This window comes from Salmonella sp. 2020_1395, assembly GCF_043848115.1.
Classification (GTDB): Bacteria; Pseudomonadota; Gammaproteobacteria; order Enterobacterales; family Enterobacteriaceae; genus Salmonella; species Salmonella enterica.
In genome coordinates, this window is sequence record NZ_JBCMFH010000007.1 from 180,065 (window position 1) to 200,123 (window position 20,059).

24 protein-coding genes are annotated in these 20,059 nt (G+C 54.8%); 16 read left to right on the forward strand and 8 right to left on the reverse strand.

The window, feature by feature from the left end; all coding sequences use genetic code 11:
* The first annotated feature begins 9 nt into the window (after window positions 1-9).
* Genes eutC through eutR form a run of 4 tightly spaced genes read left to right on the forward strand, consistent with a single transcriptional unit; the run spans window position 10 to window position 3,182 of the window.
* The gene (gene eutC, locus ACH0WD_RS13440) at window positions 10-906 is read left to right on the forward strand and encodes an ethanolamine ammonia-lyase subunit EutC (RefSeq protein WP_000372344.1); all 897 of its coding nucleotides are present in this window, start codon (window positions 10-12) and stop codon (window positions 904-906) included.
* 9 nt (window positions 907-915) lie between these two features.
* Entirely contained in the window at window positions 916-1,575 is a 660-nt protein-coding gene (eutL, locus tag ACH0WD_RS13445; RefSeq protein ID WP_001111056.1) for an ethanolamine utilization microcompartment protein EutL, read from the forward strand.
* 12 nt (window positions 1,576-1,587) lie between these two features.
* Window positions 1,588-2,082, forward strand: coding sequence for an ethanolamine utilization microcompartment protein EutK (eutK, locus tag ACH0WD_RS13450; protein ID WP_000606266.1), 495 nt, complete (start codon window positions 1,588-1,590; stop codon window positions 2,080-2,082).
* 47 nt (window positions 2,083-2,129) lie between these two features.
* Complete coding sequence (gene eutR, locus ACH0WD_RS13455) at window positions 2,130-3,182, forward strand: HTH-type transcriptional regulator EutR (RefSeq protein WP_000753666.1); 1,053 nt, start codon at window positions 2,130-2,132, stop codon at window positions 3,180-3,182.
* 199 nt (window positions 3,183-3,381) lie between these two features.
* Here the strand turns inward: eutR and ACH0WD_RS13460 are convergent, their stop codons facing one another.
* The 4 genes from ACH0WD_RS13460 to amiA form a co-directional block, all read right to left on the reverse strand.
* The gene (locus tag ACH0WD_RS13460) at window positions 3,382-4,659 is read right to left on the reverse strand and encodes a DUF1963 domain-containing protein (RefSeq protein WP_000344437.1); all 1,278 of its coding nucleotides are present in this window, start codon (window positions 4,657-4,659) and stop codon (window positions 3,382-3,384) included.
* A 128-nt stretch (window positions 4,660-4,787) separates the two neighbouring features.
* Window positions 4,788-5,117 (reverse strand): hypothetical protein, encoded by a 330-nt coding sequence (locus ACH0WD_RS13465; protein ID WP_001194342.1) that lies wholly within the window; start codon window positions 5,115-5,117, stop codon window positions 4,788-4,790.
* 20 nt (window positions 5,118-5,137) lie between these two features.
* A complete protein-coding gene (hemF, locus tag ACH0WD_RS13470) occupies window positions 5,138-6,037 on the reverse strand; it encodes an oxygen-dependent coproporphyrinogen oxidase (protein WP_000801339.1) in 900 nt (299 codons plus the stop codon).
* 2 nt (window positions 6,038-6,039) lie between these two features.
* Window positions 6,040-6,909: an N-acetylmuramoyl-L-alanine amidase AmiA gene (gene amiA / locus ACH0WD_RS13475; protein WP_000102880.1), complete on the reverse strand. Its 870-nt coding sequence runs from the start codon at window positions 6,907-6,909 to the stop codon at window positions 6,040-6,042.
* Window positions 6,910-7,121: 212 nt separating this feature from the next.
* On the opposite strand from amiA, the gene ACH0WD_RS13480 reads away from it, so the two are divergent.
* The 10 genes from ACH0WD_RS13480 (at window position 7,122) to cysM (ending at window position 15,591) form a co-directional block, all read left to right on the forward strand.
* Window positions 7,122-7,547, forward strand: coding sequence for a GNAT family acetyltransferase (locus ACH0WD_RS13480; protein WP_000406008.1), 426 nt, complete (start codon window positions 7,122-7,124; stop codon window positions 7,545-7,547).
* A complete protein-coding gene (locus tag ACH0WD_RS13485) occupies window positions 7,534-7,983 on the forward strand; it encodes a DUF2919 domain-containing protein (RefSeq protein ID WP_000842941.1) in 450 nt (149 codons plus the stop codon). The genes ACH0WD_RS13480 and ACH0WD_RS13485 overlap by 14 nt, the downstream gene beginning before the upstream one ends.
* Before the next feature lie 61 nt (window positions 7,984-8,044).
* On the forward strand, window positions 8,045-8,620 hold the full coding sequence (locus tag ACH0WD_RS13490) for an RpoE-regulated lipoprotein (protein ID WP_000838971.1): 576 nt from the start codon (window positions 8,045-8,047) through the stop codon (window positions 8,618-8,620).
* 94 nt (window positions 8,621-8,714) lie between these two features.
* Window positions 8,715-9,614, forward strand: coding sequence for a porphyrinogen peroxidase (yfeX, locus tag ACH0WD_RS13495; protein WP_000084583.1), 900 nt, complete (start codon window positions 8,715-8,717; stop codon window positions 9,612-9,614).
* 237 nt (window positions 9,615-9,851) lie between these two features.
* Window positions 9,852-10,643, forward strand: a complete 792-nt coding sequence (ucpA, locus tag ACH0WD_RS13500; protein WP_000517460.1) for an SDR family oxidoreductase UcpA — start codon at window positions 9,852-9,854, stop codon at window positions 10,641-10,643.
* Window positions 10,644-10,800: 157 nt separating this feature from the next.
* Window positions 10,801-11,817 carry a thiosulfate/sulfate ABC transporter substrate-binding protein CysP gene (gene cysP, locus ACH0WD_RS13505; RefSeq protein ID WP_000290277.1) on the forward strand — a complete coding sequence of 339 codons (1,017 nt, stop codon included), beginning with the start codon at window positions 10,801-10,803 and terminating at the stop codon, window positions 11,815-11,817.
* Entirely contained in the window at window positions 11,817-12,650 is an 834-nt protein-coding gene (cysT, locus tag ACH0WD_RS13510) for a sulfate/thiosulfate ABC transporter permease CysT (RefSeq protein WP_000881746.1), read from the forward strand. The genes cysP and cysT overlap by 1 nt, the downstream gene beginning before the upstream one ends.
* Window positions 12,650-13,525 carry a sulfate/thiosulfate ABC transporter permease CysW gene (cysW, locus tag ACH0WD_RS13515; protein ID WP_000852705.1) on the forward strand — a complete coding sequence of 292 codons (876 nt, stop codon included), beginning with the start codon at window positions 12,650-12,652 and terminating at the stop codon, window positions 13,523-13,525. The genes cysT and cysW overlap by 1 nt, the downstream gene beginning before the upstream one ends.
* On the forward strand, window positions 13,515-14,612 hold the full coding sequence (gene cysA, locus ACH0WD_RS13520; protein ID WP_000021076.1) for a sulfate/thiosulfate ABC transporter ATP-binding protein CysA: 1,098 nt from the start codon (window positions 13,515-13,517) through the stop codon (window positions 14,610-14,612). Before cysW ends, cysA begins: the two co-directional genes overlap by 11 nt.
* A 67-nt stretch (window positions 14,613-14,679) precedes the next feature.
* Complete coding sequence (gene cysM / locus ACH0WD_RS13525) at window positions 14,680-15,591, forward strand: cysteine synthase CysM (RefSeq protein WP_001093874.1); 912 nt, start codon at window positions 14,680-14,682, stop codon at window positions 15,589-15,591.
* Between the two features lie 131 nt (window positions 15,592-15,722).
* Here the strand turns inward: cysM and ACH0WD_RS13530 are convergent, their stop codons facing one another.
* The 4 genes from ACH0WD_RS13530 to ptsJ are packed head-to-tail and all read right to left on the reverse strand — an operon-like array spanning window position 15,723 to window position 18,740.
* On the reverse strand, window positions 15,723-16,262 hold the full coding sequence (locus ACH0WD_RS13530) for a transglycosylase domain-containing protein (protein WP_006649383.1): 540 nt from the start codon (window positions 16,260-16,262) through the stop codon (window positions 15,723-15,725).
* 12 nt (window positions 16,263-16,274) lie between these two features.
* Window positions 16,275-16,655, reverse strand: coding sequence for a YfeK family protein (locus ACH0WD_RS13535; protein ID WP_000710730.1), 381 nt, complete (start codon window positions 16,653-16,655; stop codon window positions 16,275-16,277).
* 58 nt (window positions 16,656-16,713) lie between these two features.
* Entirely contained in the window at window positions 16,714-17,433 is a 720-nt protein-coding gene (locus ACH0WD_RS13540) for a GMP synthase (protein ID WP_001263741.1), read from the reverse strand.
* A gap of 14 nt (window positions 17,434-17,447) precedes the next feature.
* Window positions 17,448-18,740, reverse strand: coding sequence for a transcriptional regulator PtsJ (gene ptsJ / locus ACH0WD_RS13545; RefSeq protein WP_000565106.1), 1,293 nt, complete (start codon window positions 18,738-18,740; stop codon window positions 17,448-17,450).
* Window positions 18,741-18,822: 82 nt separating this feature from the next.
* Between ptsJ and pdxK the strand changes: the two genes are divergently transcribed.
* A complete protein-coding gene (gene pdxK, locus ACH0WD_RS13550; protein WP_000529623.1) occupies window positions 18,823-19,689 on the forward strand; it encodes a pyridoxine/pyridoxal/pyridoxamine kinase in 867 nt (288 codons plus the stop codon).
* On the forward strand, window positions 19,686-19,925 hold the full coding sequence (locus ACH0WD_RS13555) for a hypothetical protein (protein WP_000844547.1): 240 nt from the start codon (window positions 19,686-19,688) through the stop codon (window positions 19,923-19,925). Before pdxK ends, ACH0WD_RS13555 begins: the two co-directional genes overlap by 4 nt.
* Window positions 19,926-20,059: the final 134 nt, after the last annotated feature.

Sequence of the window (20,059 nt, forward strand, 5' to 3'; positions counted from 1 at the left end):
GATAACACCATGGATCAAAAACAGATTGAAGAAATTGTACGTAGCGTGATGGCGTCAATGGGACAGGACGTACCGCAGCCCGTCGCGCCGTCAACGCAGGCAGGCGCAAAGCCGCAGTGCGCCGCGCCGACGGTGACCGAAAGCTGCGCGCTGGATTTAGGTTCCGCAGAGGCAAAAGCCTGGATTGGCGTCGAGAACCCACATCGTGCGGACGTGCTGACCGAACTGCGTCGCAGTACCGCTGCTCGTGTATGTACCGGGCGCGCTGGCCCACGTCCACGTACCCAGGCGCTGTTGCGCTTCCTGGCGGATCACTCCCGTTCGAAAGACACCGTGCTCAAAGAAGTGCCGGAAGAGTGGGTAAAAGCGCAAGGGCTGCTGGAAGTGCGTTCGGAGATCAGCGACAAAAACCTGTACCTGACGCGCCCGGATATGGGGCGTCGCCTGAGCCCGGAAGCCATTGACGCGCTGAAGTCGCAGTGCGTGATGAACCCGGATGTGCAGGTAGTGGTCTCCGATGGCCTCTCTACGGATGCGATCACCGCCAACTATGAAGAGATCCTGCCGCCGCTGCTTGCCGGTCTGAAGCAGGCCGGGCTGAACGTCGGCACGCCGTTCTTTGTGCGCTATGGCCGCGTGAAGATTGAAGATCAGATTGGCGAAATTCTCGGCGCGAAGGTCGTCATCCTGCTGGTGGGCGAACGTCCGGGGCTGGGGCAGTCGGAAAGCCTCTCCTGCTACGCCGTCTATTCCCCGCGTGTGGCGACCACCGTCGAGGCCGACAGAACCTGTATTTCAAACATTCATCAGGGCGGCACGCCGCCAGTAGAAGCCGCCGCCGTGATTGTGGATTTGGCCAAACGGATGCTGGAGCAGAAAGCGTCCGGCATCAACATGACCCGTTAAGGAGACATCATGCCTGCATTAGATTTGATTCGACCTTCAGTGACTGCCATGCGCGTGATTGCCTCCGTGAATGACGGCTTTGCGCGGGAACTTAAATTACCGCCACATATACGTAGCCTCGGACTCATCACGGCAGATTCTGATGATGTGACCTATATTGCCGCTGACGAAGCGACAAAACAGGCGATGGTGGAAGTAGTCTATGGCCGCTCCCTCTATGCCGGGGCGGCTCACGGGCCGTCGCCTACCGCCGGTGAGGTGTTGATTATGCTGGGCGGACCGAACCCGGCGGAAGTGCGCGCCGGTCTGGATGCAATGGTCGCCAGCATTGAAAACGGCGCGGCGTTCCAGTGGGCGAACGATGCGGAAAATACCGCGTTCCTGGCGCATGTGGTTTCGCGTACCGGCTCGTACCTCTCGTCTACCGCAGGTATCGCGCTGGGCGATCCAATGGCCTACCTGGTGGCGCCGCCGCTGGAAGCGACATTCGGCATTGACGCGGCGATGAAATCCGCTGACGTTCAACTGGTGACTTACGTGCCGCCGCCGTCGGAAACCAACTATTCGGCCGCGTTCTTAACGGGAAGCCAGGCCGCGTGTAAAGCCGCCTGCAACGCCTTTACCGACGCCGTGCTGGATATTGCTCGTAACCCTGTCCAGCGTGCGTAACGGAGGTTGCCAATGATCAATGCCCTGGGATTACTGGAAGTGGACGGAATGGTCGCCGCCGTCGATGCGGCGGATGCCATGCTGAAAGCGGCCAACGTGCGTTTGCTCAGTCATCAAGTGCTCGACCCTGGCAGGCTCACGCTGGTGGTGGAGGGCGATCTGGCGGCGTGTCGTGCGGCGTTGGATGCCGGAAGCGCCGCCGCGCAGCGCACAGGCCGTGTGATTAGCCGCAAAGAAATTGGTCGTCCGGAAGAGGACACCCAGTGGCTGATTGGCGGGTTTGCGCGTGCGACAACGCCGACTGAGAAAGCGCCCCAGGTACCCGCAACGCCTGAGTTCGCTGAAGCGTTACTGGCGCTGCTGGCATCAGTACGCCAGGGAATGACGGCGGGAGAGGTTGCCGCGCATTTTGGCTGGCCGCTGGAGCAGGCCAGAAACGTGCTGGAACAACTCTTTTCTGACGGAGCGTTGCGTAAACGCAGTAGTCGCTATCGCATCAAAAATTAATCTGTCGGAGGGCCGGGCGTCCTGGCGGGCGTCCGGCATAGAAGATCATGAAAAAGACCCGTACAGCGAATTTGCACCATCTTTATCATGAAGCGTTACCCGAAGACGTTAAACTTACGCCCAGAGTCGAGGTGGACAATGTTCATCAGCGACGGACGACGGATGTCTATGAACATGCTCTGACTATCACCGCCTGGCAGCAGATCTACGATCAGTTACACCCGGGTAAATTTCATGGCGAGTTCACGGAAATCCTGCTTGATGAGATTCAGGTGTTCCGTGAATACACCGGCCTGGCGCTGCGTCAGTCGTGTCTGGTTTGGCCAAACTCTTTCTGGTTTGGTATTCCGGCGACGCGCGGCGAACAGGGATTTATCGGCGCGCAGGGGCTCGGCAGCGCCGAGATTGCCACCCGACCGGGAGGCACCGAGTTTGAACTGAGCACGCCGGATGATTACACTATTCTGGGCGTCGTTATCTCGGAAGATGTTATTTCCCGTCAGGCCACGTTTTTGCATAACCCGGAAAGGGTGCTGCATATGCTACGTAACCAGTTAGCGCTGGAGGTAAAAGAGCAGCATAAAGCGGCGCTGTGGGGCTTTGTGCAGCAGGCGCTGGCCACCTTCAGCGAGAGTCCTGAAACCCTGCATCAACCTGCGGTGCGTAAGGTCTTGAGTGATAATTTATTGCTGGCGATGGGCACGATGCTGGAAGAGGCGAAGCCGATTCATAGCGCTGAGAGCATCAGCCATCAGGGATATCGTAGGCTACTGTCGCGGGCGCGGGAATATGTGCTGGAAAATATGTCGGAGCCGCTGACGGTGCTCGACTTATGTAACCAGCTACACGTAAGCCGTCGCACGCTGCAAAATGCGTTTCACGCCATTTTGGGCATTGGCCCCAATGCGTGGCTGAAACGTATTCGTTTAAACGCAGTACGCCGGGAACTGATTAGCCCGTGGTCGCAGAGCACCACGGTCAAAGATGCCGCGATGCAGTGGGGATTCTGGCATCTGGGGCAATTTGCCACCGATTATCAGCAATTATTTGCTGAAAAACCGTCGTTGACGCTGCATCAACGGATGCGGCAATGGGCTTGATATTGATGGGTAGGCTCTCCGGTTGCTGATAACGTGCGCGTGTCGGGAATTGCCCGGTGGCGGTTGGCACCTTACCGGGCCTACGGATTCGCTGCTGTCTGTGGTTGGTAGCCCGGACAAGGCGCGCCAGCGCCGCCTCCGGGGAACCGCGCGCACAACGTGCAAAACAGTTTTGTCATCAGATCATGAGGATGAGCGTTTATGTTTGCTGATAAGACGTTGCCGTTGTTTGGCAGGAGGGGCAGATAAACCCATAAAGCATTCCTTCCGCATATTCCTCTTCCTCGATATCTTCATAGCTTAGCTGCGCAAGAAACATCATCGTTTGCGCGCACGTTGGGCACGTGGGATAGTCTGCATCCTGAACCCATGCGGGATGGCCGCCGAGCTGTGAGAAGGTGGTGGGTAAAAATATTTCAGCAGCGAATAGCGGCAAACGGGATTCCCCGGGGTGCAGAACATCAAGCGGTAGCGTTATCCAGTCAGAGGAATTCTCCACCGCCAGCGTCGAGAGCGCATTTTTTTCGCACCATCGCGGCTGGCCTTGTGGATCGACGGTGGCGAAAACGGTGTTATATGCCGTACAACACTGACAGGTCAGAATACGAATTTGACCGGGCCAACCCTGCGTGCTGAGGCCGACGGCGCTCGGCGCAACCTCAAACAGATTGATTAGCGGCAGGGAACAGTGTGGGCAGTTTTCACCATATTCTGCGACGGCGCGAAAAACGGCAGGCTGTTCAGGTGCCTGTTTTACCAGATGGGTACATTGCGTAAAGTAAAGATCGCGCCTGCGGCCATTTTCAGTGAGCTCCCATCCCGCCTGGTGAGCATAGCGATGAGGGAGGATATGAAGTGAAGCACTCCACGCAGGTGGTTCCTGGCGCCAGCGGTTAAAATGCTCAACGACAACCTCATCGCCAATCCAGGCCAGGGCGCAAAGAATGCCGTCACGGTTTTCGTCATCGGTTTCCACCTTCTGCAAAAGCGCGTCGCGTACGTCAGGCGGCGCACGGTGAAAAGGTAGGGGTGAAGAGAGCTCCAGTTCCTCTTCATTTATTACCTGGCGCAGGAAATTATCCAGATTGGCCCGGGTAAATGCCGCCAGGCACAGCGCAATTTCCTGAGCTTCCTCCTGCCATCCGGAATCAAATAATTCTTCTGCATAATCGACCATGTCGCGGCTTTCATCATCGGAGAGCTTTTTGTAAAGCTCATCGGTCGGAATGGGACAGGGAATCCACTCGATTAACGGATCGTGTTCCCGGGGTTCATGAACGAGTTTAAGCATTTCAACAGGGTTGGTAATGCCACTGAACGCGTCGATCGTTTTTCTGTTTTTCCGGATATATTCTTCCTGCTCTTGCCGATAGCGCGCCTGGACGCAGGGCATGCAATAGCCCTCCGTGCGGGCAGCCGTTGCTGGCAGGATGAAATGTGAGCATTGCGGGTTTTTACAAGGAATACGCTCGTCCATGCGGTAGTGCTCCACTGCAAATTCTACGAGTGCTTACTGTACTGTTTTACTAATGATAACGGCAGCGGGCGGTTATCCGAATTCTTTATCTACAATGAACTCGTTTATTTCTACGAGCCTGCTTTTATTCAACGGCCAACCGGATAGGCGATAAACAAACCGGCTATCGTCAGAATACATGCCAGTATGCATAGCAAGATACAGTTAACGCTTTTACGCGGAATATGAATAATAAAGCAGAGTAATGCTATCAGGGCCATGACCACAGGGATGGTCACCATATTGATAACCAGAAGCACGATCAGACCGAAGCTCACCCCTCCGCTATGAGGGATGAATATTCTTTCTTCAAAATATATTTCTAGCGTAATGGCAAGCAGGCAGCCAATAAAACTTATACCCAGATGGGGATGCCATTTGGCGTCACTGGTTACTACTTTCCGTGTATTTGTTTGCATTGTTTTACTTTATAAATAAGTTAAATCCAGTCGCGTACCTGAATAAACTCGCTCAGCGCCGCTTCCGGGCTACCCGCTTCCGGCTGCCAGTCGTACTCCCAGCGCACCAGCGGCGGCATCGACATCAGGATAGATTCAGTGCGCCCGCCGGTTTGCAGACCAAACAGGGTGCCTCTGTCCCACACCAGGTTGAACTCCACGTAGCGCCCGCGGCGATAAAGTTGAAAATTACGCTCCCGCTCTCCCCAGACCATCGCTTTGCGTCGTTCGACAATCGGTAAATACGCCTCGGTGTAGCCGTTACCGACCGCCTGCATAAAAGCAAAACAGTGGTCGAAATCCGGCGTATTCAAATCGTCAAAAAACAGGCCGCCGATACCGCGCTGCTCGTTACGATGCTTGAGGAAAAAGTAGTCGTCGCACCACTTTTTATAGCGCGGATACACATCGTCGCCAAACGGCTGACACAGGTCGCGGGCGGTGCGGTGCCAGTGAACGGCATCCTCTTCAAAGCCGTAGTAGGGCGTTAAATCGAACCCGCCGCCAAACCACCACACCGGATCGGCGCCCGGTTTTTCGGCAATAAAAAAGCGCACGTTAGCATGGCTGGTGGGAATATACGGATTGTGCGGATGCACCACCAGCGATACGCCCATCGCTTCAAAGCTACGCCCGGCGAGTTCTGGCCGATGCGCGGTGGCGGACGCGGGCATTGCATCGCCGTGAACGTGAGAGAAATTAACGCCCGCCTGTTCGAAAATCCCGCCGTTGCGTAATACCCGGCTGCGTCCGCCGCCGCCCGCTTCGCGTCGCCAGCTATCTTCGACAAAGTTTGCGCCATCCACAGCGGATAACGTTTGGCAAATATCATCCTGCAGGCGTAGCAGAAACTGTTTTACGTGATGTGCATCGGGTTTCATGATTACCGTTTCTTCGTGTGTGCTTTCTGATTATCAAACCAGTGAAAATAACTGATGATGCCGTTGGCGATCGCCGTAGCGATTTTCTGGCGAAACGCCGTCGTGCCCAGCAGGCGTTCTTCTTCCGGATTGGTAATAAACGAGGTTTCGACCAGTACCGACGGAATTGACGGTGATTTTAGCACCACGAAAGCCGCTTGTTCGGTAGTGCGGCTGTGTAATTTATGTATGGGTTTGATTTTCTTGAGAATATGCGAACCCAGCGTCAGACTGTTTTTAATCGTATCGGTTTGCACCAGATCAAACAAAACTTGTTGTAATAGATGATCCCGGTCAGTGGCTTTTTTACCCGCCACTTCGTCCGCGCGGTTTTCACGCTCGGAGAGATACTTCGCCATGGCGCTACTGGCCCCGCGGTTGGAAAGCGCAAAAACGGAAGCGCCCGCCGCTTTCGGATTGGTAAAACCATCGGCATGAATGGACATAAACAGATCCGCGCCGTGCTTATGGGCGATTTCCACCCGATCGTACAGCGGAATAAAGGTATCCCCTGTCCGGGTTAAACGCGCATCGATTCCGTGATTTCGCAAAATAGCGCGTACGTTTTTGGCAATTGCCAGTACGACGTGTTTTTCCTGAGAACCGTTGCGGCCAATCGCGCCGGTATCGATGCCGCCGTGTCCGGGGTCGAGCATCACCAACCGTTTACTGCCGGTTTTTTTGGTTTTGGGTTTGCTGTGACCATTACTGGTTTTTAGCGTTTCTTCTTTGGCTATTGCGTGCGACATACCTGACAGCGTCAGGGCCGCCAGACCTGTTTTGAGTACCTGGCGGCGCGAAGTGAGAGTTTTTAGGAGTTTAAAAGTGCTCATACGGCCTGAGTTGTGAAAATTAAGTTCAAGATGTTATATCGTATCGCGTAATCCGTTACGACGGTTGGTGATGAGAATTGTTTTACTTTTCATTTCAATACGTGACACATCGCCATTATGCCATTTTTTCCGCTACATCGCGTCAGATATTGGCTGAATCAGATGTTTGCGCCATAATCTTGGTTTTTCCACCCGAAAAGGCAACGAATACCATGGAAATACGCGTTTTTCGCCAGGAAGATTTCGAAGAGGTGATTACCCTCTGGGAGCGTTGCGACCTGCTGCGTCCATGGAACGATCCTGAAATGGATATTGAACGCAAGGTGAATCACGATGTCAGCTTGTTCCTCGTTGCGGAAGTTAGCGGCGAAGTCGTCGGTACGGTAATGGGCGGTTATGACGGGCATCGCGGCTCGGCGTATTACCTGGGCGTTCACCCGGAGTTCCGCGGGCGCGGCATTGCGAATGCGTTGCTTAACCGGCTGGAAAAAAAACTCATCGCCCGCGGGTGTCCGAAAATCCAAATTATGGTGCGCGATGATAACGACGTTGTGCTGGGCATGTATGAACGTCTGGGGTATGAGCATTCTGACGCCCTAAGTTTGGGTAAACGCCTGATTGAAGATGAAGAGTACTGAGTTTCATCCAGCCGATTATGATGTACACGGACGTTTACGCCTGCCGTTTCTGTTCTGGTGCGTACTGCTACTTCAGGCGCGCGCCTGGGTACTCTTTGTCATTGCCGGTTCATCCCGTGGACAGGGTAATACTTTGTTAAACTTTTTTTATCCCGACCATGACAATTTTTGGCTGGGGCTGTTGCCCGGCGTTCCGGCGGTAGTGGCGTTTTTACTCAGCGGGCGGCGTGAAGCGGTTCCTGGTGTGTGGCGCTGGCTGCGCGGACTCCTGATCCTCGCTCAACTGGTGTCGTTGTGCTGGCTGCCGGTGATGTGGCTGGGTGGCGACCCGGTCACCGGCGTCGGGCTGGCGCTGCTGCTGGCGGACATCGTCGCGCTGATCTGGCTGTTAACCAATCAACGTTTGCGTGCCTGTTTTTCCCTTGAGAAAGAATAACGGCACTTTTTGGCGAACCCGTACTCCAACCAACGTTAATTAATAAAAGAAAGGAAGTGAGATGAAATCGCTGCGTTTGACTTTACTCGCACTGCCGCTGGCGCTGACCGGCTGCTCGACGCTCTCCTCGGTCAACTGGTCTGCCGCAAATCCATGGAACTGGTTTGGTTCCTCGACAGAAGTCACTGAGCAAGGCGTGGGAGCGCTGACCGCCGCCACGCCGCTGGAAGAGCCGGCTATTGCAGAGGCATTAGATGGCGATTATCGCCTGCGTAGCGGTATGAAAACCGATAACGGCAACGTGGTGCGCTTTTTCGAAGCGATGAAGGGCGACAGCGTCGCGATGGTGATCAACGGCGAGCAGGGAACCGTGAGCCGTATTGATGTGCTGGACAGCGATATCCCAACCGCCGCGGGGGGCAAAATCGGTACGCCGTTTAGCGACCTTTACAGCAAAGCGTTTGGTCACTGCGAGCCGGTTTCCAGCGATAGCCATACCAGCGTCGAATGTAAAGCCGAGGGAAGTCAGCATATTAGCTATGTTTTCTCCGGCGAGTGGAGCGGACCGGAAGGCTTAATGCCTCCTGATGACGTCTTAAAAAACTGGGACGTGCGCAAAATTATCTGGCGTCGTTAATTTGCGCCTGAACAAACCGCTTCGCTTAAAAACAAGGTAAAATAGCCTCCATTAATGCCACGACTGCGTGGCATTCTCATTTTCAGGAGGAATCATGTCTCAGGTTCAAAGTGGCATTTTGCCGGAACATTGCCGTGCGGCAATTTGGATTGAAGCCAATGTAAAAGGCGACCTGGACGCCCTGCGCGCGGCCAGCAGAACATTTGCCGATAAACTGGCGACCTTCGAAGTCAAATTTCCGGACGCCCATCTTGGGGCCGTTGTGGCGTTTGGCAACAATACCTGGCGTGCCCTGAGTGGCGGCGTCGGGGCGGAAGAACTGAAAGATTTTATTCCTTATGGTAAAGGGCTGGCGCCAGCCACGCAGTATGACGTGCTGATCCATATCCTTTCCCTGCGCCACGATGTGAATTTTTCTGTTGCTCAGGCGGCGATGGAAGCCTTCGGCGACTGTATCGACGTGAAAGAAGAAGTTCACGGCTTCCGTTGGGTGGAAGAACGCGATCTGAGCGGCTTTGTCGACGGGACAGAGAACCCGGCGGGCGAAGAGACGCGTCGTGAAGTGGCGGTGATCAAAGATGGCGTGGATGCCGGCGGCAGTTATGTGTTCGTGCAGCGTTGGGAACACAATCTCAAGCAACTTAACCGGATGAGTATTCACGATCAGGAGATGATGATCGGGCGTACCAAAGAAGCCAATGAAGAGATTGACGGCGATGCGCGTCCGGCAACGTCTCACCTGAGCCGCGTCGATCTCAAAGAAGATGGCAAAGGGCTGAAGATTGTGCGCCAGAGCCTGCCATACGGCACCGCCAGCGGTACTCATGGTCTCTATTTCTGCGCTTACTGCGCACGTCTGCACAATATCGAACAGCAGCTTCTGAGTATGTTCGGCGATACCGACGGTAAACGCGACGCAATGCTGCGCTTCACCAAGCCGGTGACTGGCGGCTACTATTTTGCGCCGTCGCTGGATCGCCTGTTAGCGCTATAAGGTAAAACCCTGTTGGATGGCAGCGCAAACGCTTTATTCGACCTACGATTGGTAGGCCTGATAAGCGCAGCGCCATCAGGCAGAACAGCATAAAAATGCCCATCCCCGCCTCCGCGGGGATTTTTTTACCTAATATTTACCTGAATTAGTGAGCTATTCCTCAGCACTTATTTGTTATTACTGTATTTTCAGTGTTAATGGAGTGTAAGACTCCATATTCAAAAGGAGACATTGAAAATGGGTAAACTCACGGGCAAGACAGCATTGATTACGGGCGCATCGCAGGGCATTGGCGAAGGGATCGCTCGCGTATTCGCACGCCACGGCGCGAACTTAATCTTGCTGGATATCTCCGATGAGATTGAAAAGCTGGCGGATGAGCTGGGCGGGCGCGGGCATCGCTGCACTGCCGTTAAGGCTGACGTCAGAGATTTTGCTTCGGTGCAGGCGGCGGTTGCGCGCGCCAAAGAGACTGAAGGTAGAATTGATATTTTGGTGAATAACGCTGGCGTGTGCCGTCTGGGCAACTTCCTCGATATGAGTGAAGAAGATCGCGATTTCCACATTGATATTAATATTAAAGGTGTCTGGAACGTCACCAAAGCCGTCCTGCCGGAGATGATCAAACGTAAAGATGGCCGCATTGTGATGATGTCTTCCGTCACGGGAGATATGGTGGCGGACCCGGGTGAAACGGCCTATGCGCTGTCAAAAGCCGCCATTGTCGGTTTAACCAAATCGCTGGCGGTAGAGTACGCGCAGTCCGGTATTCGTGTGAATGCCATTTGCCCCGGTTATGTAAGAACGCCGATGGCGGAAAGCATTGCCCGTCAGTCTAACCCTGACGATCCGGAATCGGTATTAACGGAAATGGCAAAAGCCATTCCGCTACGCCGTCTTGCCGATCCGCTGGAAGTAGGGGAACTGGCGGCATTTCTGGCTTCCGATGAGTCCAGCTATCTTACCGGAACGCAAAACGTCATTGATGGCGGCAGTACCCTGCCTGAAAGCGTAAGCGTAGGCGTCTGATTGATGCCGGTCTCCTCCCCGCGCCGCGTGGGGAGGGATTCTCTTATTCCCTTTTCAACTTTCAAATCATCAAACGGTATATAAAACCGTTACTCCTTTAGCGCTGGTTATAAATATGATGACCATAAGAAAGTCATTAAATTTATAAGGGTGCGCAATGGCCGTTAACTTACTGAAAAAGAGACCCCTGACGCTGGCAGCAATGCTGTTACTGGCAGGGCAGGCGCAGGCAACGGAGCTGCTGAACAGCTCATACGATGTCTCCCGCGAGCTGTTTGCCGCCCTTAACCCACCGTTTGAGCAACAATGGGCGAAGGATAACGGCGGCGATAAGCTGACGATTAAGCAGTCTCATGCCGGGTCATCAAAACAGGCGCTGGCGATTTTGCAGGGACTGAAGGCAGACGTCGTCACCTACAATCAGGTGACCGACGTACAGATTCTCCATGATAAAGGCAAACTGATCCCTGCCGACTGGCAAAGCCGTCTGCCGAACAACAGTTCGCCATTCTATTCCACGATGGGCTTCCTGGTGCGCAAGGGGAACCCGAAAAATATTCACGACTGGAGCGATCTTGTACGTTCCGACGTGAAGCTGATTTTCCCTAACCCGAAAACCTCCGGCAACGCCCGTTACACGTATCTGGCGGCATGGGGCGCGGCGGATAACGCTGACGGCGGCGATAAAGCCAAAACCGAACAGTTTATGACCCAGTTCCTGAAAAACGTCGAAGTGTTTGATACCGGCGGTCGCGGCGCTACGACTACGTTTGCCGAGCGTGGTCTGGGCGATGTGTTGATTAGTTTTGAATCGGAAGTGAACAACATCCGCAAACAATATGAAGCCCAGGGATTTGAAGTGGTGATCCCGAAAACGAACATTCTTGCTGAATTCCCGGTTGCCTGGGTGGATAAAAACGTGCAGGCCAACGGCACAGAAAAAGCCGCCAAAGCTTACCTGAACTGGCTGTATAGCCCGCAGGCGCAGACCATCATTACCAATTACTACTACCGCGTGAATAACCCGGAAATCATGGGCAAGCAGACAGATAAATTCCCGCAAACCGAACTGTTCCGCGTGGAAGACAAGTTTGGCACGTGGCCTGAGGTGATGAAAACGCACTTTGCCAGCGGCGGCGAGCTGGACAAACTGTTGGCGGCGGGGCGTAAGTAATGCTTGCCGTTTCTTCCCGACGCGTGCTGCCCGGCTTTACGTTAAGCCTCGGCACCAGTTTGCTGTTTGTCTGCCTGATCCTGCTGTTGCCGTTGAGCGCGCTGGTGATGCAGCTCTCACAGATGAGCTGGTCGCAATACTGGGATGTCGTGACCAACCCACAGGTGGTGGCTGCTTATAAAGTGACGCTGCTGGCGGCATTTGTGGCGTCGATTTTTAATGGCGTGTTTGGCCTGCTGATGGCGTGGATTTTAACCCGCTACCGTTTTCCAGGGCGCACGTTACTGGATGCGCTGATGGATCTGCCATTTGCGCTGCCGACAGCGGTGGCGGGGTTAACGCTGGCCTCGCTGTTCTCAGTGAACGGTTTCTACGGTCAGTTTCTTGCGCAGTTTGATATCAAAGTGACCTATACCTGGCTCGGTATTGCGGTGGCGATGGCCTTTACCAGCATTCCATTTGTGGTGCGCACCGTCCAGCCGGTACTGGAAGAGCTGGGGCCGGAATATGAAGAAGCGGCACAAACGCTGGGGGCCACCCGCCTGCAAAGTTTTCGCAAAGTCGTGCTGCCTGAGCTGTCGCCTGCGCTGATTGCCGGCGTGGCGCTCTCTTTTACCCGTAGCCTGGGCGAGTTTGGCGCGGTGATTTTTATCGCCGGAAATATCGCCTGGAAAACAGAAGTGACCTCGCTGATGATTTTTGTGCGTTTGCAGGAGTTTGATTACCCAGCTGCCAGCGCCATTGCCTCGGTGATCCTTGCGGCATCACTGCTGCTGCTGTTCTCAATTAACACTCTGCAAAGTCGCTTTGGTCGACGTGTGGTAGGTCATTAATGGCGGAAGTGACTCAATTGAAGCGATACGACGTCCCCCGTATTAACTGGGGAAAATGGTTTCTGATTGGCGTCGGGATGCTGGTTTCGGCGTTTATCCTGCTGGTGCCGATGATTTACATCTTCGTGCAGGCGTTCAGCAAAGGGTTAATGCCGGTACTGCAAAATCTGGCCGATCCGGACATGCTGCACGCCATCTGGCTGACGGTGTTGATTGCCTTGATCGCAGTGCCGGTGAATCTGGTGTTCGGCATTCTGCTGGCGTGGCTGGTGACGCGCTTTAACTTCCCCGGACGTCAGCTATTGCTGACCCTGCTGGATATTCCCTTTGCCGTCTCACCGGTGGTGGCCGGTCTGGTTTATCTGCTGTTTTATGGTTCCAACGGCCCGTTGGGCGGCTGGCTGGATGAGCATAATTTGCAAATGATGTTCTCCTGGCCGGGGATGGTACTGGTCACTATTTTTGTCACCTGCCCGTTTGTGGTGCGCGAACTGGTGCCAGTGATGCTCAGCCAGGGCAGTCAGGAAGATGAGGCGGCTATTTTGCTGGGCGCATCCGGCTGGCAAATGTTTCGCCGCGTGACGTTGCCGAATATTCGCTGGGCGCTACTCTACGGCGTGGTGTTAACCAACGCCCGCGCGATTGGCGAGTTTGGCGCGGTGTCGGTGGTGTCCGGCTCGATTCGCGGCGAAACGTTATCGCTACCGTTACAGATTGAATTACTGGAGCAGGACTACAACACCGTCGGCTCCTTTACCGCCGCCGCATTGTTGACGCTAATGGCGATTATTACCCTGTTTTTGAAGAGCATGTTGCAATGGCGTCTGGAGAATCAGGAAAAACGCGCGCAACAGGAGGAAAATCATGAGCATTGAGATCGCCAGAATTAAGAAATCGTTTGGTCGTACTCAGGTACTGAATGATATCTCGCTGGATATTCCTTCCGGCCAGATGGTTGCCTTGTTGGGGCCGTCAGGTTCCGGCAAAACGACGCTGCTGCGCATTATTGCTGGGCTGGAACATCAGTCCAGCGGCCATATTCGTTTCCACGGTACGGACGTTAGCCGCCTGCACGCGCGTGAGCGTAAAGTCGGTTTTGTGTTTCAGCACTATGCGCTGTTTCGCCATATGACGGTGTTTGACAACATCGCTTTTGGCCTGACGGTGCTGCCGCGACGCGACCGCCCAACTGCGGCGGCGATTAAAACGAAAGTGACGCAATTGCTGGAGATGGTGCAACTGGCGCACCTCGCGGATCGCTTCCCCGCCCAGCTTTCCGGCGGACAAAAACAGCGCGTGGCGCTGGCGCGCGCGCTTGCCGTAGAACCGCAAATTCTACTGCTGGATGAACCGTTTGGCGCGCTGGATGCCCAGGTACGTAAAGAGTTACGTCGCTGGTTGCGCCAGCTACATGAAGAACTGAAATTCACCAGCGTCTTTGTCACCCACGATCAGGAAGAAGCGACGGAAGTGGCGGATCGGGTGGTGGTAATGAGTCAGGGCAATATCGAACAGGCTGACGCGCCGGATCGGGTGTGGCGTGAACCGGCAACCCGCTTCGTACTGGAGTTTATGGGCGAGGTGAACCGCCTGACAGGCACCGTCCGCGGCGGGCAGTTTCACGTTGGCGCGCATCGCTGGCCGCTGGGTTATACGCCCGCGTACCAGGGGCCGGTCGATCTGTTCCTGCGTCCGTGGGAGGTGGATATTAGCCGCCGCACCAGCCTGGATTCTCCGCTACCAGTACAGGTCATTGAGGCCAGCCCGAAAGGTCACTATACACAGTTAGTGGTACAGCCGCTGGGGTGGTATCACGATCCGCTGACGGTGGTGATGGCGGGTGAGGATGTTCCGGTTCGCGGCGAGCGTTTATTTGTTGGACTGCAAAAAGCGCGTCTGTATAACGGCGACCAGCGTATTGAAACGCGTGAAGAGGAACTTGCTCTGGCGCAATCGGCCTGATAGGTTAATTTGTATAGTTATCGCCCGGTGGCGCTACGCATACCGGGCTTTTTTACGAGCTGAAAACGTGAATACATTAGAACAAACCATCGGTAATACGCCGCTGGTCAAATTACAACGTCTGGCGCCGGATAACGGCAGTGAAATCTGGGTTAAGCTGGAAGGCAATAATCCGGCAGGATCGGTGAAAGATCGCGCGGCGCTATCGATGATTGTCGAGGCGGAAAAGCGCGGGGAAATTAAACCGGGCGATGTCCTGATTGAAGCGACCAGCGGCAACACTGGCATTGCGCTGGCGATGATCGCCGCGTTGAAAGGTTATCGCATGAAGCTGTTGATGCCGGACAACATGAGCCAGGAGCGTCGGGCGGCAATGCGGGCCTATGGCGCGGAACTGATTCTGGTCACTAAAGAGCAGGGAATGGAAGGGGCGCGCGATTTAGCGCTCGCTATGTCTGAACGAGGCGAGGGCAAACTGCTCGATCAGTTTAATAATCCTGATAATCCCTACGCCCACTACACGACCACCGGCCCGGAAATCTGGCGGCAAACGTCAGGTCGCATCACCCATTTTGTCTCCAGTATGGGGACGACCGGTACCATTACCGGCGTGTCGCGTTTTCTGCGCGAGCAGGAAAAGCCGGTCACTATCGTTGGCCTGCAACCGGAAGAGGGCAGCAGTATTCCGGGCATTCGCCGCTGGCCTGCGGAATATATGCCGGGCATTTTTAACGCCTCGCTGGTAGATGAGGTGCTGGATATTCATCAGAATGATGCCGAAAACACCATGCGTGAACTGGCCGTTCGTGAAGGGATTTTCTGCGGCGTGAGTTCCGGCGGCGCGGTAGCGGGCGCGTTACGCGTCGCACGAGCCACGCCCGGCGCGATAGTGGTGGCGATCATCTGCGATCGCGGCGACCGTTACTTGTCTACCGGCGTGTTTGGTGAAGAGCATTTCAGCCAGGGGGCAGGGATTTAAGCTAACAGGTTTAGCTGGTTGGGATATGCACAGGCAACGGCCGCCTTTGACAAGCGGGAATATCCTGCCGATTTTCTATGTGCGCCAGCGCATCACCGCCGTCTTTTATAATAAAAGCTCGTCTGTTGTTTTTATTGTTGTATTTGTTCCTGGCAAAGCGTCATGTAATGCTTGCTGCTTTCTACCAGCCTGGCTGAACCAGGCCGGTAAAGTGACGGCGCTTTAAACATATAAATCAGTTGTACTTGTTGCTGGCAGGCCATCTCTGTCACTGGTACGTGAAATAACGTTAACGCCGCATTTTTCGTACCGTAAACCGCGTTACCCTGCGAATCCCGGCCATAATACGCTTGCGCCAGCATCATGGCATACAGCTCGTCGTCGCGGTACAGGCTGTCCAACCAGAACACCCAGATCGCGGTCCTGAAATGCCCATCCACGCCAGCTTGGGTATAGAGCAAACTGGCAGTATAAGATTTGGGATGTATTTTGGCCGCAGCGCGGCGCAAAAAACGCGTCTGCGGCGATTCGGACAACCAGAAAGAGGCGCTCTGTAATGCGGTCTGGGCTATGGGACGAATTTCCAGATAATAGTAAACGATTAACCCTACAACAAACGCTAACAGAAGCGCGATAACGCCTTTAAAAAACCACAGTAACACGCCTGGCATTATGATTTTTTCTTACTCAACATTCTTATCCGTTTCCGCAATAAGCGCATGTAAATAAGGCTGCGCGTTTTCATCGCTTTTACCGGGAATTTTAACGATATAGGGCTTTCCGGTGATGGACGACGACGACGCGACTTTATCGATAAACTGTTCGGCGGTGTCGATACGATTGCGCGTGTTGCCCAGTTTTAAGCGCAGGTGCGATACGGCTTCCTCGCAGTTATGCGCATCACCGTTACGAACGAATGTCAGATCCTTTTTCTGCGCCAGCGCATTCAGCATGGCGTTAATGCGCGCTTCTTCATGGGCGTTGAGTTTGGCCCAGGCGGGTAGGGTCAGCAGGAGCGCAACGACGGCGCAGACAATTTTCTTCATGGTAAAATCCTTTTTCATGCGATAATCACTGCACCTCAGACCGTTAGCCGGGTAATAAGTTGCACTCCTGGTGTGGTTATTTCTGTGAGTGCGCCAGCGTGAGTTCATCCAGAAAACGCCACAGCTTTTCATTCATCTGCTGGTAATCCCATGCGCGCATCTCGGCAACCGAGCGGATAAAACGCTTCCCTTGCGCGTCGGCCAGCTCCTGCTGCGAATGTTGGATTAATCCTTCAACCGCCTCGACGGTAAATTCCATATGACACTGGAAGCCGTAGACAAAATTGCCGTACTGCACTATCTGACGTGGACAGCCTTCGCTTTCGGCCAGCACGGTCGCCTGATCGGTGAGTCCTGGCATATCGTTGTGCCAGTGGCCGACGGTTAACGGGGAGCCAAAGTGGGTGATAAGCGGATGCCGCAGACCGGCTTCAGTGAGCGTAATAGGGTAGTGACCAATCTCTTTTTCCGGACTTTGGCACACAGCGGCGCCCAGCGCCTCGCCAATGAGCTGCGAACCAAGACAAATGCCGATAACCATTCGCCGGGCCGTAATCGCCTGATTAATTAAGTGCTGTTCGGCGCGAGAGTCAAAGTACGGGCACTCTTCGCGGGTGGTGCGCGGCGACTGCGGACCGCCAAATACCACAAGCATATCGAACTCATCGGCATTGGGCGGTAGCGCTTCTCCGGCATAGACGCGCGACCATGAAATGGCATAACCGCGATCTTCAGCCCATTTCAGATAAGCGCCAGCGGATTCAAACGACTCATGGACAACAAAATGAACTCGCACGTTATTTTCTCCTGTTAGCGATTTAGCGCCTGATGGATATCAGCCGCCAGCGTGTTGATCTCGCCGTCATTTAATGTCGACAGCGTGATACGTAGACCGTGAGACGGCGCGCTTACGCCAAAGGCTTCTCCTTCACGTACCAGCCAGCCGGATTTTGCCAGCGTAAACGCGGTAGCCTGGCTATGGGTGTCCAGTGGGAGCCAGGCATTCACGCCGTCGCCGGGAGAAATGGCGATGCCATATTGCTGTAGGGCGCGGGCCAGTTTTTGTTGCCGGGCGGCGTAAAACAGCCGCGTTTGCGTCAGCCTGTGCTGATACTCAGGGTCGGTCAGGCAGGCGTAGACCAGATCCTGTAACAGATGGCTGACCCACTGACTACCGGCATTTAGTCGCAGCCGAAGTTTTGCCGAGGTCGCGCTGTCGCTGGCGACAATAGCAAGACGTAAATCGGGGCCGAGGGCTTTGGAAACGGAGCGTATCACCGCCCAGTGTTGCGTTGTCTGCGCAATAACCGGCTGCCAGGGCGACGAAGAAAGCAGGGCGAAGTGATCGTCGATAATGACCACTACCTGAGGGTAACGCGCCAGTATATTTTGCAGCGCAGCGGCACGGCGAGCGCTCAGGCTACAGCCGGTAGGGTTGTGTGCGCGCGGCGTTAAGATCACTGCCCGCGCGCCCTGGTTTAGCGCCTGTTCCAGCTTTTCAGGCTGCATTCCTTCGCTATCCACACTGACCGGGCTGGCGCTAAAACCGGCATAGCGCAGCATATTGATACTGCTTAAAAAACAGGGATCTTCCACCGCGACGCTGTCGCCCGGCAGCAGATGCGCGCAAAGCAGTCTTTCGATAGCGTCGATAGCTCCGCTGGTGATATCAATTTCGCCTGCGACGGGGGTGGCATCCCGTAGCCAGCGCGCCGCCCAGGCGTGTAGTTCAGGGGAAATGGGCGCATCGCCGTAGAGATGCGGCGTGCGGCTGAGACGGGCAAAATAACGGCTAAGGTCAGGCAGACGCTGCGGATCGGGATTGCCGCCGGAAAGGTCGTGCAGAGGCGTATGCGGATCGCCGCCTTCCAGCGCTACGGGAGACGGACTGCCTTTAATCACCGTCCCATTGCGGCCTAAACTTTGCGCCAGTCCCGCCGTTATCAGCCGTTTATACGCCGCTGCGACGGTATTGCGGTTCACCTTTAATTCGCTTGCCAGCTCCCGTACCGGCGGGAGCGAATCCTCCGCCCGTAACGTGCCGGCGATAATGTGTTGACGGATACTGTCAAAAATTTCGTTAGCGGTTTTTCCGTCGATCATTATTGACCTATGACAAAATGAATTTTAGCATATGACAATGATAATGAGGCGGTAGCCTGCTGTCCAGCGAGAGGAAAATTTTATGGGACAAGAGAGTGATATTCAGTCAGTGCTCTTCGACGACAACCATCGGGCGTTACAGACCGATATCGTCGCCGTCCAGTCACAGGTCGTGTACGGCAGCGTAGGCAACAGTATCGCTGTTCCGGCCATTAAAGCGCAGGGATTACGCGTGACGGCGGTCCCGACGGTGCTGTTCAGCAATACGCCGCACTATAAAACCTTTTATGGCGGCATTATTCCCGCCGAGTGGTTTGCAGGCTACCTTACGGCGTTGAATGAGCGCGATGCGCTACGTGAATTAAAAGCGATTACCACCGGTTACATGGGCAGCGCAGACCAAATTGTCTTGCTTTCGAAGTGGCTAATGGCGATCCGGGCTTCGCATCCGGAGGTGTGTATTCTTGTCGATCCGGTCATTGGCGATACCGACAGTGGAATGTATGTGCAGGCGGAAATTCCGCAGGCTTATCGCACATATTTACTGCCGCAGGCGCAGGGGCTAACGCCGAACGTATTTGAGCTGGAGATGCTGAGTGGTAAACCGTGTCGCACGCTGGAAGAGGCGGTGGCGGCGGCGCAATCGCTGCTTTCCGATACGCTGAAATGGGTGGTTATCACCAGCGCGCCGGGTGAATCTCTGGAGACCATAACGGTTGCCGTCGTTACCGCGCAGGTCGTGGAGGTCTTTGCTCATCCGCGGGTGGCGACGGAGTTAAAAGGGACGGGAGATCTCTTCTGCGCCGAGCTGGTCAGCGGTATTGTGCAGGGAAAAAAACTGACGACCGCGGCAAAAGATGCGGCGCAGCGCGTGCTGGAGGTGATGACCTGGACACAGCAGTGTGGCTGTGATGAGTTAATTCTGCCGCCGGCAGGGGAGGCGCGATGAAGAGTTATCGGCTGGTGGTTCGCCAGCAGGGGCGTATCGTGGGGTATTTTGAAACGAGCGGGCTGGACGCGCTGGAAGATATCTGCGTGGCGCGAGCGATGTTTGGCATCACTGGCGGCTATCAGTGCGAGTTGCAAGTGTCCGATTCCGAACGCAGGATGCTGGAGAGTGGCCCGGATGGGATGAAGATCCTGATGCGCGAGAAGTGCTTTCGCCCGGTGACCTCGCAGTTGTAACCCGTGGATTGGCGCTGAAATGTTCGCAACCTTGTAGGCCTGATAAGCGTAGCGCCATCAGGCAGTGCGCTGCACCATCGCCGGATGGCGGCGCAAGTACAGGCAAAAAAAATGGCGCCCAAAGGCGCCATTCT